This is a genomic window from Pseudomonas sp. CLCA07, from assembly GCF_053615335.1.
In genome coordinates this window covers 95,211-122,107 of the sequence record NZ_CM132131.1, presented here as the reverse complement: position 1 = coordinate 122,107, position 26,897 = coordinate 95,211, and the positions used below count along the sequence as shown (strand labels likewise).

Sequence of the window (26,897 nt, the reverse complement as noted above, 5' to 3'; positions counted from 1 at the left end):
CGAAAAACGTTTTTGCCGGAATGGAAAAAGTATGGACAAGTTGGGTGCATTGAAAATGTTCGTGGTCACGGCGCAACTGGGCAGTTTCAGCCGCGCCGCCGAGCAACTGGGCAAGACCCCGTCGGCCCTGACCAAAGCGGTCAACCACCTGGAGGCCGAACTCGGCGCTCGCTTGTTCGAGCGCAGTACCCGGCGGATTCTGCTGACCGAATCCGGGCGTCTCTATCTGGAAACCGCACGCCAGGTGTTGCAGCGGCTGGAGGAGGCCGGCGAGGAAATCGAGCAGTTGCAGCATGGCCTGCGCGGCAACCTGAAAATCACCGCGCCGTTGGCCTACGGGCAGGCGTTTCTCGATCAGGTGTGTGGCGGTTTTCTGGAGCAGTACCCGCAGATCAATTTGCAGATGGACCTGTGCGATGAGTTCGTCAATCTGCTGGAAAGCGGCTACGACCTGGCCCTGCGCGAAGGCCATGACGACTTGCCAGGGTTGATCGCCCGCGTCGTCGGCAGCAATCGTCTGGCGTTGTGCGGCAGCCCGGCCTATCTGGCGCGCAAAGCATTGCCGGTCACCCCGCACACCCTCGATGACCACGAATGGCTGTTGTATCGCCATCCGTTGCTCAGCCGCGAATTCTGGTGGGTCGAGCGCGACGGGCAACGCCTGAGCCTGCCCCAGCCGCAAAATCCGCGGTTGCGCAGCGACAATTACGACCTGCTGCTGGCCAACGCACTGGCCGGGCGCGGCTTGTTGCACACACCGCTGTGGAGCGCCGCGCCGTACATCGCCGATGGCCGGCTGGTGCAGGTGATGGCTGACTACGACATCGACCCGGACAGCTTCGGCCCGCATATTCTGGCGGTGTACCCGAGCCATCGGCGGGCGACCGCGAAAGTGCTGGCGTTTATCGATTACATCGCAGGGTTTCTGGCGTCTCGTGGTTTGAGTGATGACGGCGGCAGATGACGCTGGTGTTTCGATCGTTTACACGCATGCGTCACTCTCCTCACACACCGACTCCCTGTAGGAGCTGTCGAGTGAAACGAGGCTGCGAATCTTTTGACTTTTGCTTTTTAAATTCAAGATCAAAAGATTCGCAGCCTCGTTTCACTCGACAGCTCCTACATAGCTCCTACATAGCTTCTACACGGCTCATGCGCAGATCCTACAAACCCTTGTCAGGAAAATGCCAAAAGAGTACAAATGTACCCCATGACGACTCTAACTCCCCGCCGTACCGCCATCCTGACCTTTATCCGCGACCGAATCGCGGAGCACGGCCAGTCCCCGAGCCTTGCTGAAATCAGCGAGGCGTTCGGTTTCGCCTCCCGCAGCGTGGCGCGCAAGCATGTGCTGGCGCTGACCGAAGCCGGTTTCATCGAGGTCAACCCCCATCAGGCTCGAGGCATTCGTTTGCTCGGGCAGCCGGCGCGGCCCGAGTTGTTGGACGTTCCGGTGCTCGGCCGGGTGGCAGCGGGTGCGCCAATCGGCGCCGATGCCGAAGTGCACAGCCGGTTGCTGCTGGATCCGTCGATCTTCTCGCGGGTGCCGGATTACATGCTGCGGGTTCAGGGCGATTCGATGATCGAGGACGGCATTCTCGACGGCGATCTGGTGGGCGTGCGGCGCAACCCGGAAGCGCTCAATGGCCAGATCGTGGTGGCGCGACTGGACGGCGAAGTCACCATCAAACGTTTCGAGCGGACCGGCGACACGGTTCGCCTGTTGCCGCGCAACCCGGCGTATCAGCCGATCATCGTTCAACCCGGTCAGGACCTCGCCATCGAAGGCGTGTTCTGCGGCCTGGTGAGGCAAGGGTGATGGGCGCCGTCGTTGCGCTGGATACGCTGTTCAATGGCGGCCAGGTCTGGAAGGGCCGGCCTGCGCCCCCGGCCGTCAGCCCGCAACCCACCGGGCATGCCGCGCTGGATGCGGCGTTGCCCACCGGTGGCTGGCCGGAAGCGGCGCTGACCGAAATCCTCCTGGCCGGGCAGGGCGTTGGTGAGCTGCAACTGGTGTGGCCGGCGCTGGCGCGGTTGTCGGCGGCGGGTGAGCGCATCGTGCTGGTGGCGCCGCCCTACGTGCCGTACCCGCAAGCGTGGCAGAACGCCGGGGTCGATCTGCGCCAGTTGTCGATCATTCAGGCCAGCGAGCGCGATGCCTTATGGGCCGCGGAACAATGCCTGCGTTCGGGCAGTTGCGGTGCTGTGCTGTGCTGGCCGCACAAGGCCGATGACCGGGCGTTACGCCGCTTGCAGGTGGCGGCGGAAACCGGCTCGACCCTGGCGTTCGCCTACCGCTCGATCCATGAAGCGATCAACCCTTCACCCGCCGCGCTGCGCATCGCCATCGATGCCAAACCTGCACAATTGCGCGTGCTCAAGTGTCGGGGCGGGCTAGCGCGTTCGGCGCCGATTGCCTTCTCCGTGGGGCATTGAGGTTGCCATGCGCTGGGTTTGTATTCTCTTCCCGCAATTGGCGCTGGACGCGGTACTGCGTCAGCGCCCCGATCCCGATGAGCCGCTGGCGCTGCTGACCGGCCCGGCACAACGCCGGGTGTTGCAAGCAGTCAACGCGTCGGCGCGGGCGCTGGGCTTGCGTCCGGGGCAGTCGATGACCGCCGCTCAGGCCTTGAGCAAAGGCTTTGCCACGGCCGAATACGACGCCGCCGAGATCGAGCACTGGCAGCAGTTTCTGGCGGCGTGGGCCTATCGTTTCAGCTCTCAGGTCAGCGTGCATTACCCGCGTGCCGTGGTGTTTGAAATCGAATCCAGCCTGGGCTTGTTCGGGTCGTGGCCAACGTTCGAGGCACGGTTGCGCGCCGAGCTCGGCGAGCTGGGTTTTCGCCATCGGATAGTCGCTGCGCCCAACCCGGTGGCCGCACGGGTGCTGGCCAACGTGTATGACGGGCTGGTGGTGCCGGACAACGAAGCCTTGCAGCACCATCTCGGGCAATTGCCCGTCGACCGCATCGCGTTGGAACCCGTGGTGGCCACGGCGTTATCGCGCATGGGCTTGCGCACCTTGAGTCAGGTGCAGGCGCTGCCACGACAGAGCCTGGCCCGGCGTTTCGAAGCCCAGGTGCTCAAGCATCTGGACGCGTTGACGGGCGAGCGGCGACTGGCCCTGGCGTTCTACCTGCCGCCGGATCGTTTCGACGTACGCATCGAACTCAACTTTGACGTGCAGTCGCATCAGGCGCTGCTGTTTCCGCTGCGCCGGTTGACCGGTGATCTGTCAGCCTTTCTCTGTGGTCGGGACAGCGGCGTGCAGCGTTTTGACCTGCACCTGGAACACGCCGGCCTGCCGGACTCGGTGATCAAGGTCGGCCTGCTCAGCGCCGAACGCGATCCGGCGATGCTCTTCGAACTGGCCCGGGGGCGACTGGAACAGGTTCAGGTCGAAGCCCCGGTGCGCGGTTTCCGCCTGTGTGCCGAAGACTTGCCGAGCTTTGTCCCGCAGTATCAGGAACTGTTCGATGACCGCCCGCAGCAATCCTTGCCGTGGGAGCAACTGCGCGAACGCTTGCGCGCACGGCTCGGCGATGAGGCGGTGCATGGCTTGCGCTTCCAGGCCGATCACCGGCCGGAATGCGCGTGGCAGGCACGGGTCGACAGTCAACTGTGCGCGGGGTTGCCGGGTGTGCAACGTCCGGGCTGGTTGCTGACGGAACCGCAGGCGATCCACGAAGGCTCGACGCGCATCCTCATGGGCCCGGAGCGCATTGAATCCGGCTGGTGGGACGGCGCCGACGTGCGCCGCGATTACTACCTGATCGAAACCCGTTCCGGCCAGCAGGGCTGGGCTTATCGGGCGGTGGGTGAGGGCGGTCCGCTGTGGCTGCAAGGCTGGTTCGCATGAGCATTGACTACGCCGAGTTGCACTGCCTGTCGAACTTCAGTTTCCAGCGTGGCGCCTCCAGTGCCCTCGAACTCTTTCAACGGGCAAAAAAGCACGGCTATCAAGCGCTGGCGATCACCGATGAGTGCACGCTGGCCGGCATCGTCCGCGCCTGGCAAGCGGCGAAGTCGGTGGAGTTGCCGCTGATCATCGGCAGCGAAATCCGCATCGAGAACGGCCCGAAACTGGTGCTGCTGGTGGAGAGCCTTGAGGGTTACCAGACCCTGTGCCGGCTGATTACCCAGGCACGACGCCGCACACAGAAAGGCCAGTATCAGGTCCTGCGCGAAGATTTCAGCGAGCCGATGCCGGGGCTGTTGGCGTTGTGGGTGCCGGACACTGTCGATGACTTTGAACAGGGCCTGTGGCTGCAACAGACCTTCGCCGAACGCCTGTGGCTGAGCGTCCAGCTGCATTGCGGCCAGGACGATACCCGACGCCTGGAGGCGTTGCTGAGCCTGGCGCGGGAGTTGCGGATTGCCGCCGTGGCCAGTGGCGATGTGCACATGCACACCCGTGGCCGACGGGCCTTGCAGGACACCATGACCGCGATCCGTCATCACCTGTCGGTGGCCGAGGCCGGGCTGCGGCTTCATCCCAATGGTGAGCGACATGTGCGCAGCCTGGAGGTGTTGCAATCGATCTACCCACAGGCCTTGCTCGATGAAACGTTGACCATTGCCCGGCGCTGCACCTTCGACCTTGGCCAGTTGCGTTATCAGTATCCACGGGAGTTGGTGCCGCAAGGCCACAGCGCCGATTCCTGGCTGCGCGAATTGACCGAACGCGGCATTCGCGAGCGCTGGCCCCAAGGGGCGAGCGAGAAGGTGCGTGGGCTGATCAACAAGGAACTGGGGCTGATCGCCGAGCTGGGTTACGAAAGCTATTTCCTGACCGTGCAGGACATCGTCGCCTTCGCCGGCCGCGAGAAAATCCTCTGTCAGGGTCGAGGCTCGGCGGCCAACTCGGCGGTGTGTTTTGCCTTGGGCATCACCGAGATCGACCCGGACCGGATGAACATGTTGTTCGAGCGTTTCCTTTCCAAGGAGCGCAACGAACCGCCGGATATCGACGTGGACTTCGAGCACGAACGTCGTGAAGAAGTCTTGCAGTACATCTTTCAGCGCTATGGCCGCACGCGCGCAGCGTTGACGGCGGTGGTCAGCACCTACCACGCGGCCGGCGCGGTGCGTGACGTGGCCAAGGCATTGGGTTTGCCGCCGGACCAGATCAACGCCTTGGCCGATTGCTGCGGCCACTGGAGCGATGCAACGCCGCCCGTGGAACGCCTGCTGGAAGGCGGGTTCGACCCCGAAAGCCCGGTGCTGCGCCGGGTCTTGAGCTTGACGCAGCAGCTGATCGGTTTCCCCCGGCACTTGTCCCAGCACCCCGGTGGCTTCGTGATTTCCGAGCAGCCTCTGGACAGCCTGGTGCCGGTGGAAAACGCTGCCATGGCCGAGCGCACGATCATTCAGTGGGACAAAGACGATCTGGACGCGGTCGGGTTGCTCAAAGTAGATATTCTGGCGCTGGGGATGCTCAGCGCGATCCGTCGTTGTTTCGATCTGCTGCGTCGCCACCGAGATCTTGACCTGAGCCTGGCGACGATCCCGTCCGAAGATCCGGCCACTTACGACATGATTGGCCGTGCCGATACCATCGGCGTGTTCCAGATCGAGTCCCGGGCACAAATGTCGATGCTGCCCCGGCTCAAGCCCCGCAAGTTCTATGACCTGGTGATCGAGGTGGCCATCGTTCGCCCCGGTCCTATCCAGGGCGGCATGGTTCATCCGTATCTGCGCCGCCGAAACAAGGAAGAGCTCGAAAGTTATCCCTCCGAAGAGTTGCGGGAGGTGCTCAAACGCACCCTCGGCGTGCCGCTGTTCCAGGAACAGGTGATGCAGATCGCCATCGTCGCCGCCGACTACAGCCCCGGCGAGGCCGATCAGTTGCGGCGTTCGATGGCGGCCTGGAAACGCCACGGCGGGCTGGAACCGCACAAGGATCGGCTGGCTGCAGGGATGAAGAAAAACGGCTACACGGCCGAGTTCGCCGCGCAGATCTTCGAACAGATCAAAGGCTTTGGCAGCTACGGTTTTCCCGAGTCCCACGCTGCCAGTTTCGCCTTGCTGACCTACGCCAGTTGCTGGTTGAAATGCCACGAACCGGCGGCTTTTGCCTGCGCGCTGATCAACAGCTGGCCGATGGGTTTCTACAGCCCGGACCAGATTCTCCAGGACGCGCGCCGGCATCATTTGCAGATTCGCCCGGTGGATGTGCGTGCCAGTGACTGGGATTGCAGCCTGGAGCCGATGACCGGCGCGCAACCGGCGATTCGCATGGGGTTGCGGATGATCAAGGGCTTTCGCGAGGACGATGCCCGGCGCATCGAAGCGGCGCGCTCGCGTGGGGTGTTTGTCGACATCGCCGACCTCGGCGAACGCGCGCGACTCGACGCCCGCGCCCAAGAGCAACTGGCCGATGCCGGTGCACTGCGGGGGTTGACCGGTGACCGGCATCGGGCGCGCTGGGAGGTGGCGGGGGTGCAAAAGCAACTCGGTTTGTTCGTCGGCCTGCCAAGTCAGGAAGAGGACGTCGTGTCATTGCCCAAACCCACCGTCGGCGAAGACCTGCAAGCCGATTACGCCAGTGTCGGCACCACCCTCGGTCCGCATCCGCTGGCGTTACTGCGCGGTGAACTGAAAGCCCGGCGCTGCCGCAGTTCGAAAGAACTGATGGCGGTCGAACACGGGCGCCCGGTCAGCGTCGCAGGCCTGGTGACGGGGCGGCAACGTCCGGGCACCGCCAGTGGCGTAACCTTCGTGACCCTGGAAGACGAGTTCGGCAACGTCAACGTGGTGGTCTGGCGCGACTTGGCCGAAAGGCAACGCCAGGTGCTGGTCGGTTCGCAATTGCTCAAGGTCGATGGCCGCTGGGAAATGGAAGGCGAGGTTCGCCACCTGATTGCCGGACGCTTGAGCGACCTGAGTTCATTGCTGGACGGTATCAGCGTACGCAGCCGGGATTTCCGCTGACCTGTGGCGAGGGAACGATCAAAAATCTGCCGGTTGAGAATCAGCTAACCTCTATGAAACCATTGACGTCGGCAGTGCTCGAAACAAACGGGCCCGCGCCGTCTTCACACAGTCGCGATCCCTTGAGTCAGTTCAATTACAGGGACTAAGAGCCAGTCAATGCAGTTTCTAGAGGAAAGCCACGGGTGTGCCGGCTGGGCCGGGGAAATGGCCGGGCGTATTCGCGCGTTCGACTGGTGCCAGACCGAACTTGGCAGCCTCGACACCTGGCCCGCGAGCCTGTGCAGCGCGGTGCAATTGATGCTCGCCTCGCCACTGCCGATGGTAATGCTGTGGGGCCGCGCCGGGTACATGATCTATAACGATGCCTACTCCAAATTCGCCGGCGGCCGTCATCCTTACTTGTTGGGTTCCCCGGTGGAACTGGGCTGGCCGGAAGTCGCCGAGTTCAATCGGAACGTGGTTGATACCTGCCTGGCGGGCGGCACCTTGTCCTACCGTAATAAAGAGCTGGTTCTGCTGCGCGACGGCATCCCCGAAAACGTCTGGCTGGACCTCTATTACAGCCCGGTGACTGATGATGACGGCAAGCCGGCCGGGGTCATGGCGATGGTGGTCGAGACCACGGAGCATGTTATTTCCGAACATCGCCGTCAGGCCGCGGAAGACGCCTATCGCGCCGACAACGAACGGGTTCGCCTGGCACTCAATGCCGGGGCCTTGCTCGGCTCGTTCGTCTGGGACATCAAGGCCAACAGACTCTCCGGCGACGAGCGTTTCGCCCGTACTTTCTCCTTTCCCGCTGATCAGGATCTGACCAACCTGCCCCCGGATGTCGCCGAAGCCCGGATCCATCCCGACGACCTCAGTTGGGTGCAGGAACAGGTCAATCAATCGGTAGAAACCGGCGATGCCTTTAATGCGGAGTATCGGGTGCTGCGCCCGGATGGCAGTTATTTGTGGGTGCAGGCGAGTGGCTGTTGCGAGTTTAACGAACAGGGTGAACCGTTCCGCTTTCCCGGCGTATTGATCGACATCCATGAACGCAAGACCGCCGAAGAATCCTTGCTCAGGTTCACGCGCAACCTGGAGCAGCGCGTCGCCGATGAAGTCGAAGCGCGGCTGGCTGCCGAAGAACAACTGCGCCAATCACAGAAACTCGAAGCCATCGGCGGCCTCACCGGTGGCGTGGCCCACGACTTCAATAACCTGTTGCAGGTGATCGCCGGCAACCTGCACTTGCTGGCGCGGCACGAACCGGACAACGCCAACGTGCAGCGTCGGGTCAGTGCATCCATTGCCGCCGTCGAACGTGGCGCCAAATTGTCTTCACAATTGCTCGCCTTCGCCCGCCGCCAGCCACTGTCGCCAGCCGTCTGCAATCCAAAGCAGGTCTTCGAAGGTCTGGCAGAAATTTTGCAGCGAGCGCTGGGTGAAACCCTCCAGATCAAGGTGAATGCCCCGGATGAACCCTGGCACATCTTTGTTGACCGCAATCAACTGGAAAACGCCATTCTCAACCTGGCGATCAATGCCCGAGATGCCATGAAAGGTGAGGGGACCATCGGTCTGAGTGCCGAGCACATCACCCTCGACCAGAAGTTTTGTGCCGGCAAGGGCATCGTCGCCGGCGACTACGTCTGCGTTGCGGTGGCGGACAGCGGTGTTGGCATGCCGCCCCAGGTGCTTGCGCAGGCCTTCGAACCGTTTTTCACCACCAAGGCCGACGGCCAAGGCACAGGGCTGGGGTTGAGCATGGTGTTCGGTTTCGTCAAACAGAGCGGCGGGCACATCGAGATCTCCAGCACCGAGGGACACGGTACTCGGGTGCAGTTGTACTTTCCGCGTAGCCTGCGACCGGCGCCCAGTGAAACAACACCGCAAGATGCGCAGCAGCGCGGTGGTCATGAAACCATTCTGGTGGTCGAAGACAACGAAGCGGTTCGCACCTCGGCAGTGGAATTGCTGCGTGAAGAAGGCTATCAGGTGTTGACGGCGGCCAACGGCGATCAGGCGATGCAGAGGTTGCTGGAAGGCATGGCAGTGGATCTGATTTTCACTGACGTGGTCATGCCCGGCCTGATCAAAAGCTCTGACCTGGCGGCCTGGGCCAAGGTGCAAACTCCCCCGGTGGCCGTGTTGTTCACCTCGGGCCATACCCGTGACATTATCTCGCGCAATCACCAACTCAGCCCCGACACGCATTTGCTGAGCAAACCCTACGACCCCGAAGCACTCACCCGAATGGTTCGCACAGTCCTCAATGGCTAATCCCCCTGTGGAAGATCAACAGAGACCAACTGTGGGAGATTCTATGTTGCAGGGCAACCCTGCAACTTCAGACCGGCTGGTATTCGCTCTGATTTTCCATCGGGGTGAATCCGTCCATTGGTTATTCTCCACGCAGGTTTTTGAAAGTGATCCAGTGATTGTTAATCTGTGGCGGCCTGGGTTTGGGCAAAGGCTTTATCGCATTTGCGACAGGACGACGAACGGGCACCGCTGGTCTGACAGGTGGTCGACAGAACGCTCAATCCAAGGCCATTCTGATAGTTGGTGAACGCAATCCATCGCGTTTGCTTCCGATCATCAAAACGGAGGTGTTCCATGCCGGTGCCCCATGACCTGTTTCAGGACTTGAAGGTTTCAAAGGAAGAGATCCAGCAAAAACGCACCAAGGATCCGTTACTGGATTCACTGATCAACAAATACTCCCAGGCGGACGCTGAAGTGGTGAAGGCCGAGACCGCATCATCCGATGCGCCCAGTGATGATGTGTTGAAGAAGCTCAAGGAGAAGCGCTTGCAGGTCAAGGACAAGATCGTCCAACAATTGCAGGCATCGTCCTGACGCGTCGTTTCGAGCCACCGACGACCGGTGTCGCATAATTTGGAACGAGGTGAAAACCGGCACCTCGTAAGTGAAGAGTCATCATTGATGACTCCCAGAGAGGTGCCTTATGTCTGGTCCCAGATTTCCGAGTGAAGAGCAGGGCGGGTATGACCCGATACCGACTCATCCTGAGCGGTTGAGCCCGAACCAGATCACGACCCATCCGGATCTAGAGGATGATGACCCCGAGCGGGGGCATAAGGAAACGGCTGACGACGCAGATTCCGAATAATCCACACATCCCCCCTGTAGGAGCCGGGCTTGCCCGCGATGGCGGCGGTACTGGCATCATTGATGTATCAGATGCACCGCCATCGTCGGAACGCCGCCCGGAGCAAGCCCGGCCCCTACAGGGGTGTGTATTATTTCTGGAGGGCGGTGGCGAGCGGCAACCGCGCCATGTTTTTAGCTTTCAACGAACCGAAATACAGCCAGTCCCCATACTCACGCACCGTGGTGATCGGTGAATAATTACCTGTGCTGGCGTCCTGCAAATTGGCAATCACTTTGCCGTCCAGATCCAGCCCCAAGGCAAAGGCCCGCTTCTCCACCGGTTTAGGCAGTACCGTCATCGCCCGGGCAATCATCTTGCGCACGAAAGGGTGCGGCGCCGTGCGGTCGAGCAGCCCGCTACGCGGCGCGTAGAGCGCCACCCAGAAGCGGTCGCGGCCGTTGAACGAAAGGTTGTCCGGCAGCCCCGGCAAGTTGTCGATAAACAGGTCATGCGTGCCGGCTTTCGGCCCGGTCAGCCAATAGCGGCTGATCCGGTAAGCGCCGGTTTCGTTTACCAGTACAAAGCTGTCGTCCGGCCCCAGCGTGACGCCGTTGGCGAACTCCAGCTTGTCCAGCAACACGGTGGTTTTTCCGGTCTGGAAGTCATAACGCAATAAACGGCCATCGCCGCCATGTTCGATGATCGCTTCGCCATCCTTGCCGTAGCCCCACCGGCTGGAGGCGTCACTGAAATAGGCGAAATGCCCGGACGAGTCGATGGCCACGTCATCGGTAAAACCAAAAGACACGTCGCCAGCCGTGGTGGCCAAGGGGATCAATTGGCCTTGGGCATCCAGTGAAAGCAGCCCTTTAACGGCGTCTGCGATCACCAGCAAACCGTTGGGGTGACGCGCCAGGCCCAAGGGCCTGCCGCCGGTATCGGCCAGCACTTTGGTTTCTTTGCCGTCGATGCTCGTGCGAATCAACCTGCCGTCATGCAGGCCGGTGATTAGCGTGTCGCTATCCAGCAGCAGCGCTTCCGGCCCCTCAATGTCAGCCGGTCCGACACGCTCCACGCCTTTGAGGCGCTGATTATCGGCGTAGACGCCGCTGGTGAGGGAGGGCGCCAGTGGCGGATTCCAGGCGACCGGTTGCACCTTGGTCGGGAACAGCAACAGGAAGGCGCAAAGGGCAATCAAGAGCAGTGCCAGCAGATGCCGGAACTTGATGATTTTTCTCACACGTTGGCTCCGGCGGGTGTCAGTTGTTTTTGCGCCATTTCCTGCAAGGCCAGCATCGATTCGGCGGATTCACGTTCGATGCGCCGTTTGAGCAACAGCTGATTGGCAATGCGCATCCCGACACCGGCGAACTGATATTCCAGGGTGCGGATAAATTGCGTGCCATTACCCGCGGCCGCGCATTCGTAAGTCACCACCAGCGACAACCCGTGATCACCCCTCGCCTGGGCACTCCAACGGCGTCCCGGCAGGTATTCGTTGACCTCCCAACTCAGGTGTCCGTCGCGACCGCCGGCCCTGATGTCTTCCTCAAACCGTGAGCCTGCGTGCAACGGGCCGGCCTGACCGTCAACCTTGAGGGAAGACGGATGCCACTCCGGCCAACGGGTGACGGTGCTGGCGTAGGCGAGCACGTCAATCGGGTTTCCTGCGATAGCGATCTGGTGCTGCATGCGGGTCATGGGCGTTCTCGTCAAGGGCAGGGGGCATTATCCGGCTCCCAGTAGAGGGTGCCGAACAGGTAATCCATCAGCGGAAACACGATGTTGAAATTGCGCTCCTGCATCAGCTCGCTGCGGTGATGCAGTTCATGCAGGCGGCGCATCTGACGAATCCACGGCAATCGCGTGACCGGATTGCCAGGTGGCAGGTGCTCGCAGGCATGAAACACTTCATAGGTCAGGTAACCCAGGACCAGACAGCCGCCCACCAAGCCGGCGACGTTGGCATCAAACCGGTCAAGCAGCCACCAGAGGGGCAGGGCAATGAAGCCGGTGTACACCACGATCAACCAGGCTGGAAACAAAATCACTCGCCAGTCCCGGGCGCTGTCGTAGGTCATGTGGCCGGGTGCGAAAAAGCTGTGATGGTCGCCGGCATGACGGGCGTAGAACATCCGCGCGAAGCTCTTTTTGTGATGACCCAGATGTCGATGCACCCCGTACACGCCGAAGTTGAAGAACAACAACGTGACCGGCACCGCCAGCCATTCCAGCGGCTTGACCTGATGCACGGTGCTCCAGAGTCCGCCGATGGCCAGCACCCCGAAAACCAGCACAAAAGCGCCGTGCAGCCACGGGTTGTAGAGGGGATGAATGTCGGCGCGATAGCGGCTGCGGAATGCCTGGATGGTCTGCCTCACTGCGCTCACCTCTGGTTATTGTTATAGCCAGCAGATTAGCTGATTTGCCCGCAAAGGCTTGCGCAACTAGAGGACACAAACGCCATGATCCGGTGTGTTCAGCTCAGCGGATTCCAGCGCTGTGACCAGTCCTCATCAGACTGGATCACTTCACGCAATAAATCGAACGCCCGTTGCAGGGTGACCGAGTCGCGATCGCGCGAATACACCAGGTAGGTCGGGTAATTGAATTCCGGGGCCTTGGGTACGGGTTCCAGTACACCGCTTTCCACATAACTCTGGACCACACGTGTGCGGAAGTAGCCGCTGCCGCCGTTTTCCAGGATGTACTGCAAACCGAGCGGGCCGAGGTTGAAGCTCAAAGCGGCTTTGGCTTTTTCCGGCAGAGCCGCATCGTGCTGGCGACGGAATTCCGAGCCCCAGTCGATGTATACGTATGGGTCGGGTTTGCTGGCCAACCGCACCAGCACCAGTTTTTCTTCCAGCACCTGCTCGACTTGCAGGCGCGGCCAGTACTCCGGTTGATAGACCAGCGCTGCATCCAGCACGCCCAGCTCCAGTTGCCGCAAGAGATTTTCGCCGTCGCGGATTTCCATGCGCAGGGCGTGGCTGGGAATCTTCTCGCGCAGTTCTCCGGCCCAACGGAGCATCAACGGATTGCACAGGCTGACCTCGCCGCCGATGTGCAGCACATCACGGTAACCCTCAGGCAGCGGCAAATCCCGGCGTGCCGCTTCCCAGGTCTCGACCAGTTGATTGGCGTACACCACAAAGGCCTCGCCATTGGGCGTCAGACGCGCGCCGGCGCGGTTGCGCACGAACAGCGTGCTGCCCAGATGGCTTTCAAGCTTCTGCACACGCGCGGTGATCGCGGTCTGGGTGACGTGAAGCTTCTCCGCCGCCGCGGCGAGACTGCCGTGGCGGACAATTTCAAGAAAGGTGCGAGCGAGGTCGATGTCCATGGGCAAGCCGGTGCGGGAAGTGTGGGCATTGTAAACGGATCCTGTCGGAACCGGCTGCTACAGGGTGTGTTCAGATAGGAAGCGTGCCAAAGCACTACACTGCAAACGTTCTCTAGCCCAACGGCCCCACCCATGACGGCAAAGCACGCAGCAAACATCCTCGATACCACTGAAGGCCAGCGTCTGACTGGCGCTGATGCCGAGGCATGGCGCGAATGGGGGCCTTACTTGAGCGAACGCCAATGGGGCACGGTGCGCGAAGACTACAGCGCCGACGGCGATGCATGGCGCTATTTTCCTCACGAACACGCCCGCAGCCGGGCCTATCGGTGGGGCGAGGACGGGCTTGCCGGGTTTTGCGACAAGGCTCAGCACTGGTGTCTGGGGCTGGGCTTATGGAATGAGCGTGACCCGATTCTCAAAGAGCGTCTATTTGGCTTGAACAACGCTGAAGGCAATCACGGCGAGGACGTCAAAGAGCTGTATTTCTACGTCGATGGCATGCCCAGTCATGCCTACATGCGCATGCTCTACAAGTACCCGCAGGCCGAATTTCCCTACGCGGACCTGGTGGCCGAAAATGCCCGCCGTGGCTTGGCCGATACCGAGTATGAAATCCTCGACACCGGTGTGTTTGAAGACAACCGTTATTTCGACGTGACGGTGGAATACGCCAAACAGGCGGTAGATGACGTCTTCATGCGCGTCACCGTGCACAACCGATCCGATCAGCCAGCACGGCTGCACGTGTTGCCGCAGCTCTGGGCACGTAACACCTGGAGTTGGGCGGCCGACGGGCTGCGACCGAGCCTCACTCTTAGCGGTGATGAGGTCCTGGCCCGGCACCCGCAACTCGCCGATCGGCAGGCCAGCGCCTGGGGCGAGGAAGACTGCCAATGGCTGTTCTGCAACAACGAGAGCAACTTCCCCAAACTGAATGGCGTGGCGGCGAGTGGTCCATTCAAGGACGGCATCAATGATTTTCTGGTCGCTGGCAACAACGATGCGATCCGCCATGACACTGGAACCCGGGTAGCAGCGCATTTCACCCTGACGTTCGAGGCGGGCCAAAGCCGATGCGTCTACCTGCGTTTCGCCCCGACCGGCGCCGCTCGGGTCAATGCCACAACACTGTTCGAGCGGCGTCGCGCTGAATCCGATGATTTTTACGCGGCCCTGCAAGCCGGCATCGGCGATCCGGATGCGCGCAATGTTCAGCGTCAGGCGCTGGCCGGGCTGCTCTGGTCGAAACAGCTGTATTACTTCGACGTCAATCAGTGGCTCGACGGCGATCCGGCGCAACCTTCGCCACCTCTCGGGCGGTCGCATATACGCAATACCCATTGGCGACACCTGGCGAATTTCGACATCGTCTCCATGCCAGACACGTGGGAGTATCCGTGGTACGCCTCGTGGGATCTGGGTTTTCAGGCTGTGGCTTTCGCACTGATCGATCCTGGATTCGCCAAGCATCAATTATTGCTGCTGGTCAAAGACCGCTTCATGCACCCCAACGGCCAGTTACCAGCCTACGAATGGCGTTTCGACGACGCTAACCCGCCGGTTCATGCCTGGGCTTGTTGGCGGGTGTATCAGCAGGACAAGGCGCTGACCGGCACAGGGGACATGGATTTCCTCGAGCGAATCTTCCACAAACTGCTGCTGAACTTTTCCTGGTGGGTCAATCGCAAGGATGCCGAAGGCCGCAACCTGTTCCAGGGCGGTTTTCTGGGGCTGGATAATATTGCGTTGTTCGATCGTTCGGCGTTATTGCCGCCCGGATATCAACTCGACCAGGCCGACGGTACGGCGTGGGTCGCCGCTTATGCGCTGGACTTGATGCGCATCGCGCTGGAGTTGGCCAAGCGCAACAGTGTGTACGTCGATATAGCGGTGAAGTTCTTCGAACATTTTCTCTACATCGCCGGGGCAATCAATCGGGTCGACTCCGACGCCGAAGGGCTGTGGGACGAGCAGGACCAGTTTTTCTATGACGTATTGCACCGACCTGGTGGTGTGAACGAACCGCTGCGTTTGCGCTCGATTGTCGGCCTGATGCCTCTGTTTGCCGTGCAGGTGCTGGAGCAACACGAGCATGAAGGATTACCCGGATTGCGTGAGCGTTTGCTCGGTTTTATGCGTCACCGCCCGGATCTCGCCAGCCTGGTTTCACGCTGGACCGAACCTGGCGAAGGCAACCGGATGCTACTGGCATTGTTGCGTGGCGAGCGCACCAAGGACCTGCTCAAGCGCATGCTCGATGAAAGCGAGTTTCTCTCCGGGTTCGGTATTCGCTCATTGTCCAAGGCCTTCGCCGAACAGCCTTTCGGCCTGCAAATCAATGGTGAACGGCTCTGTGCCCATTACGAGCCGGCAGAATCCGAATCACGCCTGTACGGTGGCAATTCCAACTGGCGCGGGCCGGTGTGGATGCCGATCAACTACATGCTGATCGAATCCCTGCGCGAGTTTCATCGTTATTACGATCAGAACTTTTCGGTGGAATACCCTACGGGGTCGGGGTTTCTGGCGTCACTGGAAGAGGTCGCCGACCGCTTGAGTCAACGATTGACCAGGCTTGTCCTTCGCGATGAAACGGGCAATCGGCCGTCAATGGCGGCGTATCCGCAGTTGCAGGCGGATCCCGCCAGTCGCGATCTGGTGTTGTTCCATGAGTATTTTCACGGGGAAACCGGACGCGGACTGGGGGCCAGCCATCAGACGGGATGGAGTGCGCTGATCGCGTTGTTGTTGCAGCCATGATCTTCTGCCCGGCACAGAAACCCTGTAGGAGCGAGCTTGCTCGCGAAGGCGTCCTATCATTCAACATTGATGTCGGCTGATACGATGCCTTCGCGAGCAAGCTTGCTCCTACAGGGCCGTGGCGGTGTTTGCTAGTCATTGTTCAAAACGCAAAACACGAACAGCCAAACGCGCCCCAAAATCCCTGAAAGTCACTGACTGGCGCTGACGACATCCGAGCCCGCTCATGGCTGTGCGCATGCACCGCGCAAGCGCCTGCGCATTGATGCACCTGCGCTGTCATCGGCGTCAGATGTTTCCAGTGCCCTGGCACCTTGGTGACCGGCGACCACTCAGGCACCACAGGAATCGGTGGCGGCCCGAGTTTTTCGAACTCGCTGGTGGCATGAACAATTTTGCCGTCGACAATGGTCAGCACCGACTCGATCCATTTGATCGCCTCATCGTCGATGTGGAAGTAGTCCGCCGACAGCGCAATCAAGTCCGCTAATTGCCCGACTTTGATCTGGCCTTTCTTGCCTTGCTCAGAGGAAAACCAGGCGCTGCCGTGGGTGAAGAGTTCCAGCGCCGTATCGCGACTCAGGCCTTGCGGGTACAGCTCCAGTCCGCCGACGGTGCGGCCGCTGACCAGCCAATACATCGAGGTCCAGGGGTTGTAGCTGGAAACGCGCGTGGCGTCGGTGCCGGCGCCGACCGGAAGGCCCTCGGCCAACATGCGCGCAATCGGTGGCGTATGTTCAGCCGCCTTGGCGCCATACCGGTCGACGAAGTATTCACCCTGGAACGCCATACGGTCCTGAATCGCAATGCCGCCGCCCAAGGCTTTTACCCGTTCGATGTTCTGCGGTGTAATCGTTTCGGCGTGGTCGAAAAACCATGGCAGACCATTAAACGGAATGTCGCGATTAACCTTCTCGAACACGTCGAGCATGCGGCTGATGGATTCGTTGTATGTCGCGTGCAAACGGAACGGCCAACGCTGTTCCACCAGATGCCGGACCACCGGTTCCAGTTCCTGCTCCATGGTTTGCGGCAGGTCCGGGCGCGGTTCGAGGAAGTCTTCGAAGTCCGCCGCCGAGAACACCAGCATTTCCCCGGCACCGTTGTGCCGCAGGAAATCGTCGCCCTGGCCGTAGCGAGAAGTACTGGTCCAGTTTTTGAAGTCGGTCAATTCTTCCTTGGGTTTTTGGGTGAACAGGTTGTACGCGATGCGCACCGTGAGTTGTTGGTCTTTGGCCAGTTGCTGGATGACTTGATAGTCGTCGGGATAGTTCTGATAACCGCCGCCGGCATCGATTGCGCTGGTAATGCCAAGGCGATTGAGTTCGCGCATGAACTGGCGGGTTGAGTTGACTTGGTACTCCAGCGGTAATTTGGGCCCCTTGGCCAAGGTCGAGTAGAGAATCATCGCGTTCGGCCGGGCGATCAGCATGCCGGTGGGATCGCCATTGGCATCGCGCTGGATTTCGCCGCCGGGTGGGTTCGGCGTGTCGCGGGTGTAACCGACCACCCTCAGGGCGGCGCGGTTGAGCAGGGCGCGGTCGTAGAGGTGCAGGACGAACACCGGGGTGTCCGGCGCTGCTTTATTCAGTTCATCGAGGGTCGGCATGCGTTTCTCGGCAAACTGGAACTCGTTCCAGCCCCCGACCACCCGGACCCATTGCGGTGTGGGGGTGCGATCGGCCTGGTCCTTGAGCATGCGCAAGGCATCGACCAGCGACGGCACGCCTTCCCAGCGCAGTTCAAGGTTGTAATTGAGGCCGCCCCGGATCAAATGCAGGTGCGAGTCATTGAGGCCGGGAATCACCGTGCGACCGTGCAGGTCGACGATTTGCGTACCGGGGCCTTGCAGGGCCATGGCCTGGGCATCGCTGCCGACCACCACAAAGCGCCCGTCCTTGATCGCGACAGCGCTGGCCTGGGGTTTTTTTCGATCAACGGTGTGCAAGCGTCCGTTGTACAGGATGAGGTCGGCCGGGGTATCGGGCATGGTTTACTCCCTGCGAATAGCGGGCTGATCCAGGCACCGACAGCACCTGCCGAAAGGCCTTGCAGTACACGTCGGCGGTTAAACCGTCAGGGTCGTCAGGTGGGCTCATGGCCGTGCTCCGCGTAAAATCCGTCGGGGCAAACAGCCGATCTCTGACGCATGCGGCCAGAAGGAATATAGACGCTGAATCCGCAGGTAGCCGTTTTCCCAGGTCGGAAAACGACGAATCCCGCCACAAGGGGCGGGATTCGTTGAAAGCCTGACAGGTTCCCGAAGGTCGGGAACCGTAGTCTTAGCTCGGGAACAGCTCTGACAGTTTCATCGCCAGCATCATGTCGCCTTCAGCACGCAATTTGCCGCCCATGAACGCTTGCATGCCGTCGGTCGAACCGTCAACGATGCCTTCCAGGGTTTCGCCGTCCATCACCAGAGTAACCTGGGCGTCAGGGTTTTCGCCTTCTTGCAGTTCGCAGGTGCTGTCTTTGATGATCAGCGAGAAGTTCTTGGTGTCGTCGATGCGGAAACCGAATACCAGGTCCAGACCGGCAGCAGCGGCTGGGTTGAACTTGGCTTTCATTGCTTGTACGGCATCAGCTACGGAGGTCATGGTTCGATCCTTTCTTGGGTAATTAGAGCTGGGTGATTACAGCCAGGGTCACAATAATCCGGACTCAGCGAAACGTGATGAGATCCGGGGCCTTCAGCAGTTGCAAGTGTGCATGACTGTTGAAGGAAGCCAGTGCCACCTCGCGACCACGGAACTTCAGGTGGTTGAGCGAGGTGTTGACAATTTGCCAGTTCAGCTCAAATGCCTGCCTGGCAGGCATTTGTGTAATGAGGTGGAGCAGGGCCGTGATGGTGCCGCCGGAGGTAAACACGGCGATTTTCTGGGTGTTGTCGGCGCTTTCCAGGATTCGCTGCAGGCCGCCTTGCACGCGTTCGACAAAGCCCAGCCAGCTTTCCAGGCCCGGTGTGTCATAGGTACCAGCGAGCCAGCGTTCGATGATCAGGGCAAAAATGCGCTGGAATTCAGCGCGGTTTTGCGTGGCGTTACGCAGAATGTCCAGAGCCTCGGGTTCATCGTCCAGCATGGCCGGCAGCAGCGCGCGGATCACCGCGTCGGCGTCGAACTCATTGAAGGCGCGGTCAATTTCAAGGGGCGGCACCGGCAGGCCCACGGCGGCATACTGTTCCAGCGCGCTATTGGCGGTATGTTGCTGACGGCGCAGGTCACCCGAGAGGCAGCGATCGAAGCTGATACCCAGCTCGGCCAGGTGCTGGCCAAGGATTTCTGCCTGGCGAATACCGGTCGGCGACAGGACGTCATAGTCGTCTGCACCAAAGGAGGCCTGGCCATGTCGAATCAAATAGATACTGCCCACGTCCGCGTCGTCCCGGTACGTTGAAGGTTTGGCGAGGTTATGAGGATGGCAGTGAGCTGTCAATGAAAAAACATACGCTTGTTTGAAATGGCCGCTTCAGGCCTGCTACCAGAGCTTTCACGGCTGGTCGCCGGGCTGGCGCATGGGTATGCTGAACACATCCCGCGCGTGTTTAAGCCGCGCATCGTTATGAAGGAGTCACTGTGGAGTTTTTGTCCGAGTACGCCAGCTTTCTGGCCAAGACTGTGACACTGGTGATCGCCATTCTGGTGGTCCTGGCCAGTTTTGCGGCGTTGCGCAGCAAAGGTCGACGCAAGTCGGTCGGCCAGTTGCAAGTCAACAAACTAAATGATTTCTACAAAGGGCTGCGCGAACGCCTGGAGCAAACCTTGCTCGACAAGGACCAGCTCAAGGCCTTGCGCAAGTCCCAGGCTAAATCCGAGAAAAAGCAAAAGAAAACCCACGAGACCAAACAACGCGTGTTCGTACTGGATTTCGACGGCGACATCAAAGCCTCGGCCACCGAGAACCTGCGCCACGAAATTACTGCGCTGCTGACGCTTGCCACGCCCAAGGATGAAGTGGTGCTGCGTCTGGAAAGCGGTGGCGGCATGGTTCACAGCTACGGCCTGGCGTCCTCGCAACTGGCGCGCATCCGTAATGCTGGCGTGCCATTGACCATCTGCATCGACAAGGTTGCGGCCAGCGGCGGTTACATGATGGCGTGCATCGGCGAGAAGATCATCAGCGCGCCGTTCGCGATCCTCGGCTCGATCGGTGTGGTGGCGCAACTGCCCAACGTCAACCGCTTGCTGAAAAAACACGACATCGATTTCGAAGTGCTCACGGCCGGTGAATATAAACGCACCCTGACCGTGTTTGGTGAAAACACCGAAAAGGGTCGCGAGAAGTTCCAGGAAGACCTGGACATCACTCATCAGCTGTTCAAGAACTTCGTCTCGCGTTATCGCCCGCAATTGGCCATCGATGAAGTGGCCACCGGTGAAATCTGGCTCGGTGTCGCCGCCCTCGACAAACAACTGGTCGACGAACTTAAAACCAGCGATGAGTACCTCGCCGAACGGGCAAAAAATGCCGAACTCTTTCACCTGCACTATTCCGAGCGCAAAAGCCTGCAAGAGCGTATCGGCATGGCGGCCAGCGGTTCGGTCGATCGCGTTTTGCTGACCTGGTGGAGCCGGTTGACCCAGCAACGCTTCTGGTAACCGCCAGCGCATCATCGTTTTGAAAAAAAATCGGGGCTCATGTCCCGGTTTCTTTTTTTTGGGGAGGATTGGACGCTTCAGCCCCGTTCACATTCCTTCCTCAACTAGCGAAATTTCCTAAGCTGGCTGTCGAACCGTTCCTGCATCCGATTGAATGGCGGGGGGGTAGGGTGATGTTCCAAATGCTCGCAATGGAATGCACATGACCGACCTCAATCAAGACAACGTCGCCGGCCCGCTACGTATGCCCGACGAGCTCAACTCCGCCGTGAACATCGCCCTGCCGCAAACCCCTGGTCAATTTGGCGCCCGCTTGATCAAGGAGAAGTGGGGGGCGGATATCGATCCACAGACGGCCTTGCTGGTCACACTCGATTACGACTACAAGGGCCATCCTGCACAGAATGGCATTCACCAAGGGCAAGTGGCGAGTTCGCAATCGCTGCTGCAATCGCTGCTTTCCAACTATCAAACCGTGGGTGACGGACGTTTCGCGGAAAACGCGTTTGGCCTGTACACCCCGCCGGACCTCGGGCCTTCCATTCGAATCGTGCAGCATGTCGATGAGTTCGCTGACCACGGCAGCGGCAATCACCAGACCTATGAAGGCATTTATCGCCAAACGACCCCGCAAACCTACGGGCCATCGACACAGATCACCTTAAATCCCGCGGACTTCAAGAAATGGGTCTGGGGACTGGATTTACAGGGTTTGTACAAGGCGTATCTCGATCAGGCCTGGCCGTCTGACGAGACGCTCGTTGCGCCGCCACCCTATGCGTTGAGGACGTCGGTTAAAGCGGCATTTGTCATGACCGCCTGGTTGCAGCGACATGAACAACGCCTGAGTGAAAAGGGCCTGGAGCTTGCGATGCAGGCAGCAGGATTGCCGGTGGATCAGGCATGGGAAACGTTGACGATCGAATCGCTGCAAGCACCCAGCCGTATCCCACCCACGGTCACGGCGAGCCGATTAAAGCTGTATTGCTACACCGCGACCGACATCTGGACCTTTCGTGTCGCCGCCAGCCCCAAGGTGTTGATGTACGTCCCGGGCAATTCTTCACCGCTGCACCACTTTGTCGACGTTTCGCAGTTGCACCAATGGGTGGTGAAACAAAGCAATGCCAGCGCCACGAAGCAGGCGCTGGCCGCTCACTTTGTCGAAGACGATCGACAGGACGGCACGTTCCACGCAGGCGTGTTGACGGCGTTGGACGGTATGGCGATTTACCCCCAAAAGCACTGGCTGACGAACAATGCCGGCTTCTTCAACAATGATGGTTATTGGGATCCCGCCGAGTACGTCGGTTTCGACGATCAAGCCCCTGCGACCGACCCGTTTGCGCAGTTGGTACTGACCATGAAGCAGGCGGCTTGGGAGAGCGTCAAAACCATCCGGGACGACGCGCAAGTCAATCGCGACAATTTGAGCGCGGTTGTTGAACCGCTCGTGCAATGGATAAACCAGTTTGGGCCGCTGGCCTTGTTTGTGCCGGGGGGTGAGGGCGTATTGGCGCTGGCCGGGCTCATCGACGCCGGTTATGGGCTGGACCAGGCCGTAAACGGTGAAACGTCGAGCCAGCGCAAAGCGGGCGTAACGCGCACAGTGTTTGGCTTGCTCAATGCGCTGCCGCTGGCAGGCGCTGGGGCGGATGTCAGCGCTGAAAGGGCTGAGGCCGAGGCACCTTGGCCAAGTGACCACGTCGCTATCGAAACGCCGGCAGAGGAAAGTGTGGCAGCGCCTTCCAGGCTATCGCGACTGGAGCTGATCCGCGGCATCGGCCCCTCGGTAGCGTCATTTAGCGATGAAGTCCTGGCGCAGATTGGCAAAGTCAGCGCAGTAGACGACGACATGCTGCGCTTGATGAACACCGGCCGGTCACCGACGCCGTTGCTGGCTGACACGATCAGCCGCTTCAAGCTCGATCAGGAACTGGGTCCGACCGGCCAAACCGGGTTATTCAATAGCCGTTACGCAGCGCTGCAGCAATCGGAGCATGAATGGGTCCAGCTGTTTCAGCGCCAGTACCCGGGGCTTCCCAAAAATGTCATCGAACAAATGCTCGACCGTTGCGGCGTAGACATCCGTGCGACGCCCGATGCTGGCGAGGTCAAACTGGTGTTCAAACGTCTGGACAGCAAGGCCCGTCAATACCAGCAGCATGTGCGCCTGAATCGTGCCTACGAAGGCCTTTACCTTGGGTCGGTCGCCAATGCCGAAACGGACGCGTTGGCGTTGCACTCGCTCCAGAATGTACCCGGATGGCCCAAAAATCTTCGGATAAACATTCTTGACCATTCGCCTTCCGGGCGGGTTCTGGACAGCTTCGGTCCACTCGATGCTGCTAACACTCGAAGCCTCATCAGGGCAGAAGACAGCTATCAGCCCCCAACCTTGCCATCGGACTTCTATGAGGCTGTCCTCGCCATCCTGTCCAAGGACGAACGCTCGGCGTTACACCTGACGTCTGATGATCCCGCCAATGAATTGCGACTCAAGGTCGGCGCAGTGGCATTGCCTCGTTCGCAAACCCTGCTCGGATTGCAAAGGATGGACAGCGGACTAACGTTTGAGCCTCAGGGGCTGCGCGGCGGTGGTTATCCGTCGACACCGCAAGGCGCAGCCTTGACCCACGAGATGATGAGGTTGCAGCTCAAGGATATTTATCCCGACTTCACTGCTGCGCAGGCCGATGATGTCCTGCAACGGGTGGGCAATACTGCGCAAGCTTATATCGAAGGGTTAAAACAGCAATTACAGCAGCTCAACACGGATTTGAGCGGTTGGATAGATCAGGTTCCTCATGATGTCGATGACATGGACCTTCCTTTTCTGGTTGTTGGCGATGCGGCGGCGGAGGATTTGACGCCCGCACAAATCGCGGCCTACAACGTCCAGCTGCTGATGGATGAGCTACAGGATGAACGAGCCCTGAGGACGGAGCTCGCCGAAGAACTGGTCTCCATATGGCAAAAGCGTGGCATTTCCCCATCTACCACGCTGGATATGAATTACGAAAACTATCACCGAATGCCAACGTTGAATGTGCGGTTCGACGACGTGACCGAGTTGTTGATGAAAGGCTTCCATCTGACCGAGCAGGACAGCTTGAACGGGTTTATCGAGCGTTTTCCAAACCTTGAAATACTGGATCTGGACAGCGTGGACTTGCGTCACTACTTCGTGGCCGGCGATGCTGGTCGCTCTTTGCCGTCCGCAATCGAGCAATTGACGCACCTTCGCTCGCTGCACCTGCGTGGAACACGGCTGGTTTTCAGTGAAAGTGCCGCGTCACAGCTGCGTGACCTGACCCAACTGCAATTGCTGGACTTGAGTGACAACCCGCTGGGTGTACCCCCTCTGGTGTTGGGTATGAACGATCTACGCCAGCTCAACCTGAGAAATACTCAAATCACCCGATGCCCGATCGGTATCAAGGATGAGTCCTATCTGACGTCCCTGGATTTACGGGATAACCAGATTACCCGGGTTCCACCCGCAGTGATAAATCAGGCGGTCGCAGACGATCGCGTGCTGCTGTGGGGGAATCCGCTGGCGGACGAAGACACGCTGCGCCGGATGATCAGTCATCGAGAGGCAACAGGAATCAATTTATGGCTGGGTACGCCCGGTGCCGACTATGGTTCGCCGAATGCATGGCTTCGAGACTGCGACGTAATGTTGCAACAGTCCCGGCAAGCCCTTTGGCAACGACTGGCAGGTAAACCTTCCGGCACACGGTTTTTAGCCGTCATAGACAGGCTGAGTCTGACAGCCGACTTTCAGGTCAGTTACTTGTCGCTACAAGCAAGGGTTTGGCAATTGCTGGACGAGGCGGGTACTTCGGACGAAATGTGGAATCGACTCAGTCGCAGTAGCGGGCGATTTGATCATCCGATGGCGGCTTTCAGGGCGCTGGAGGAGCGGGCCAATCTTTGACTCATTACAGGAAGGAACCTTGAACCCCGAAAGGGGTTCAAGGCTTGACCATCAGCGGCGACGGAACAGCGGCAGCGGTTCGTCGGTAGCGGCCTGATAAGTCACTGAGAAGTCCTTGAGACCCTCCAAGGCTTCGTACGGGTCTTTGTCGGCGCGTATTGCAAACGCATCGAAACCGCAGCGATGCAGATAGAACAACTGGTCGCGCAGAATATCGCCAATTGCCCGCAGTTCACCTTTGAAACCGTAACGGTCACGCAGCAGGCGTGCGTTGGAGTAGTTGCGGCCGTCGGTGAAGGCCGGGAAGTTCAGGGCGATGACCTTGAACTGATCAACGTCATCGCCGATTTCTTCAGCTTCTTCATCGGCATCCAGCCACACACCCAGGCCGCCATCGCGAGCCTTGAGCATACGGCTGTGTTCGCGCCACAGCTGCAACGGGACGATCAGGTCATCGCAGTTGCTGATCTCGTCGATGTTGAAGTCCTTGGGCAACAAGTGCCAGGTTTCGTCGACCACTTCGTTGTTCTTAATGATTCGCTGCATAGACGCGCTCCTTGAAGAGGTCGATACCGATACGCTGATAGGTGTCGATGAAGCGTTCGTCTTCGGTACGTTGTTCGATGTACACGTCGATCAGCTTTTCGATCACGTCAGGCATGGCTTCCTGGGCAAAGGACGGGCCAAGGATTTTACCCAGGCTGGCGTCACGGCTGGCGCTGCCACCGAGGGACACCTGGTAGAACTCTTCGCCCTTCTTGTCCACCCCGAGGATGCCGATGTGGCCGACGTGGTGGTGACCACAGGCGTTCATGCAGCCGGAGATGTTCAGGTCCAGTTCGCCGATGTCGAACAGGTAGTCCAGGTCATCGAAACGACGCTGGATCGATTCGGCAATCGGGATCGACTTGGCGTTGGCCAGCGAGCAGAAGTCACCGCCCGGGCAGCAGATGATGTCGGTCAGCAAGCCAATGTTCGGCGTGGCGAAACCTTGTTCGCGCAACTCGCCCCACATCGCGAACAGTCGGGATTGTTCCACGTCGGCCAGAATGATGTTCTGTTCGTGGGATGTGCGCAGTTGACCGTAGCTGTAACGATCGGCCAGGTCGGCCACGGCGTCGAGCTGCTTGTCGGTGATGTCGCCCGGTGCCACACCGGTTGGCTTCAGGGACAGGGTTACGGCCACATAGCCCGGCTTCTTGTGCGCCAGGGTATTGCGCGTGCGCCAGCGGGCGAAACCCGGGTGCTGCTGGTCGAGCTCGGCCAGTTCGGCGGTCTGGTTGTCCAGCGCCTTGTAGTCCGGGTCGACGAAGTGCTTGGCAACACGCTGCAGTTCGGCCTCGGTCAGCGTGGTCTGGCCACCACGAAGGTGTTCCATTTCCGCGTCGACCTTTTGCGCGAAGACTTCAGGCGTCAGCGCCTTGACCAGAATCTTGATTCGCGCCTTGTACTTGTTGTCGCGACGGCCATAGCGGTTGTAGACCCGCAGGATGGCGTCTAGGTAGCTCAACAGGTCTTGCCACGGCAGGAATTCATTGATGAACGCGCCCACCACCGGCGTACGGCCCAGGCCACCACCGACCAGCACACGGAAGCCCAGCTCACCGGCAGCGTTATGCACCGGCTCAAGGCCAATGTCATGAACTTCGATGGCGGCACGGTCAGACGTCGAACCGTTGACAGCGATCTTGAATTTACGCGGCAGGTAGGCGAATTCCGGGTGGAACGTGGTCCACTGACGGACGATCTCGCACCATGGGCGCGGATCGATCAATTCATCGGCGGCGACACCGGCGAACTGGTCGGTGGTGACGTTGCGCAGGCAGTTGCCGCTGGTCTGGATCGCGTGCATCTGCACGGTCGCCAGTTCAGCGAGAATGTCCGGAATGTCTTCCACGGCCGGCCAGTTGAACTGCACGTTCTGCCGGGTGCTGATATGGGCATAGCCCTTGTCATAGTCGCGGGCAATTTTGGCCATCATTCGCACTTGGCGCGAAGTCAGTTGGCCGTAAGGCACCGCCACTCGCAACATCGGCGCGAAACGCTGGATATAAAGCCCGTTTTGCAGGCGCAGGGGGCGGAATTCTTCTTCGCTCAGCTCCCCTGCCAGATAGCGTCGGGTCTGATCACGGAACTGCTTGACGCGGTCCTCGATGATCCGCTGATCGTATTCGTCGTATACGTACATATAAGTCCTGTTCTCAGGCTTGG

17 protein-coding genes and 1 pseudogene are annotated in these 26,897 nt (G+C 59.9%); 10 read left to right on the top strand and 8 right to left on the bottom strand.

What is annotated here, in order from left to right; translation table 11 throughout:
• Positions 1-31 precede the first annotated feature (31 nt).
• The 7 genes from ACWGZX_RS00585 to ACWGZX_RS00555 all read left to right on the top strand — a co-directional run bounded on the left by ACWGZX_RS00585 (position 32) and on the right by ACWGZX_RS00555 (position 9,783).
• Positions 32-964 (top strand): LysR substrate-binding domain-containing protein, encoded by a 933-nt coding sequence (locus tag ACWGZX_RS00585; protein WP_452626861.1) that lies wholly within the window; start codon positions 32-34, stop codon positions 962-964.
• Between the two features lie 237 nt (positions 965-1,201).
• The gene (gene lexA / locus ACWGZX_RS00580; protein ID WP_452626860.1) at positions 1,202-1,819 is read left to right on the top strand and encodes a transcriptional repressor LexA; all 618 of its coding nucleotides are present in this window, start codon (positions 1,202-1,204) and stop codon (positions 1,817-1,819) included.
• Positions 1,819-2,436 (top strand): translesion DNA synthesis-associated protein ImuA, encoded by a 618-nt coding sequence (imuA, locus tag ACWGZX_RS00575; protein ID WP_452626859.1) that lies wholly within the window; start codon positions 1,819-1,821, stop codon positions 2,434-2,436. The genes lexA and imuA overlap by 1 nt, the downstream gene beginning before the upstream one ends.
• A gap of 7 nt (positions 2,437-2,443) precedes the next feature.
• Positions 2,444-3,859, top strand: coding sequence for a Y-family DNA polymerase (locus tag ACWGZX_RS00570; RefSeq protein WP_452626858.1), 1,416 nt, complete (start codon positions 2,444-2,446; stop codon positions 3,857-3,859).
• Complete coding sequence (locus tag ACWGZX_RS00565; protein WP_452626857.1) at positions 3,835-6,933, top strand: error-prone DNA polymerase; 3,099 nt, start codon at positions 3,835-3,837, stop codon at positions 6,931-6,933. Before ACWGZX_RS00570 ends, ACWGZX_RS00565 begins: the two co-directional genes overlap by 25 nt.
• A gap of 159 nt (positions 6,934-7,092) precedes the next feature.
• Complete coding sequence (locus tag ACWGZX_RS00560; RefSeq protein ID WP_452626856.1) at positions 7,093-9,204, top strand: ATP-binding protein; 2,112 nt, start codon at positions 7,093-7,095, stop codon at positions 9,202-9,204.
• Positions 9,205-9,540: 336 nt separating this feature from the next.
• Entirely contained in the window at positions 9,541-9,783 is a 243-nt protein-coding gene (locus ACWGZX_RS00555) for a YdcH family protein (protein ID WP_150781221.1), read from the top strand.
• 404 nt (positions 9,784-10,187) lie between these two features.
• Here the strand turns inward: ACWGZX_RS00555 and ACWGZX_RS00550 are convergent, their stop codons facing one another.
• From ACWGZX_RS00550 to ACWGZX_RS00540, 3 genes and pseudogenes are all read right to left on the bottom strand, one after another.
• A complete protein-coding gene (locus ACWGZX_RS00550) occupies positions 10,188-11,267 on the bottom strand; it encodes an SMP-30/gluconolactonase/LRE family protein (RefSeq protein WP_452628937.1) in 1,080 nt (359 codons plus the stop codon).
• Positions 11,268-11,275: 8 nt separating this feature from the next.
• Positions 11,276-12,420: pseudogene (locus ACWGZX_RS00545) on the bottom strand (sterol desaturase/SRPBCC family protein).
• A gap of 98 nt (positions 12,421-12,518) precedes the next feature.
• A complete protein-coding gene (locus ACWGZX_RS00540; RefSeq protein ID WP_452626855.1) occupies positions 12,519-13,382 on the bottom strand; it encodes a LysR family transcriptional regulator in 864 nt (287 codons plus the stop codon).
• A gap of 132 nt (positions 13,383-13,514) precedes the next feature.
• On the opposite strand from ACWGZX_RS00540, the gene ACWGZX_RS00535 reads away from it, so the two are divergent.
• Positions 13,515-16,145, top strand: coding sequence for an MGH1-like glycoside hydrolase domain-containing protein (locus ACWGZX_RS00535; RefSeq protein WP_452626854.1), 2,631 nt, complete (start codon positions 13,515-13,517; stop codon positions 16,143-16,145).
• 142 nt (positions 16,146-16,287) lie between these two features.
• Here the strand turns inward: ACWGZX_RS00535 and ACWGZX_RS00530 are convergent, their stop codons facing one another.
• From ACWGZX_RS00530 to ACWGZX_RS00520, 3 genes are all read right to left on the bottom strand, one after another.
• Positions 16,288-18,135 carry an amidohydrolase gene (locus ACWGZX_RS00530; protein ID WP_452626853.1) on the bottom strand — a complete coding sequence of 616 codons (1,848 nt, stop codon included), beginning with the start codon at positions 18,133-18,135 and terminating at the stop codon, positions 16,288-16,290.
• 292 nt (positions 18,136-18,427) lie between these two features.
• On the bottom strand, positions 18,428-18,742 hold the full coding sequence (locus tag ACWGZX_RS00525) for an SCP2 sterol-binding domain-containing protein (RefSeq protein WP_452626852.1): 315 nt from the start codon (positions 18,740-18,742) through the stop codon (positions 18,428-18,430).
• 64 nt (positions 18,743-18,806) lie between these two features.
• A complete protein-coding gene (locus tag ACWGZX_RS00520; protein WP_452626851.1) occupies positions 18,807-19,517 on the bottom strand; it encodes a histidine phosphatase family protein in 711 nt (236 codons plus the stop codon).
• A gap of 203 nt (positions 19,518-19,720) precedes the next feature.
• Between ACWGZX_RS00520 and sohB the strand changes: the two genes are divergently transcribed.
• Positions 19,721-20,743, top strand: coding sequence for a protease SohB (sohB, locus tag ACWGZX_RS00515; RefSeq protein WP_452626850.1), 1,023 nt, complete (start codon positions 19,721-19,723; stop codon positions 20,741-20,743).
• Positions 20,744-20,945: 202 nt separating this feature from the next.
• A complete protein-coding gene (locus tag ACWGZX_RS00510) occupies positions 20,946-24,686 on the top strand; it encodes a dermonecrotic toxin domain-containing protein (RefSeq protein ID WP_452626849.1) in 3,741 nt (1,246 codons plus the stop codon).
• 51 nt (positions 24,687-24,737) lie between these two features.
• On the opposite strand, the gene ACWGZX_RS00505 is transcribed toward ACWGZX_RS00510, so the two are convergent.
• A complete protein-coding gene (locus ACWGZX_RS00505; RefSeq protein ID WP_452626848.1) occupies positions 24,738-25,232 on the bottom strand; it encodes a DUF934 domain-containing protein in 495 nt (164 codons plus the stop codon).
• Positions 25,216-26,874 (bottom strand): nitrite/sulfite reductase, encoded by a 1,659-nt coding sequence (locus ACWGZX_RS00500; RefSeq protein ID WP_452626847.1) that lies wholly within the window; start codon positions 26,872-26,874, stop codon positions 25,216-25,218. The genes ACWGZX_RS00505 and ACWGZX_RS00500 overlap by 17 nt, the downstream gene beginning before the upstream one ends.
• Positions 26,875-26,897: the final 23 nt, after the last annotated feature.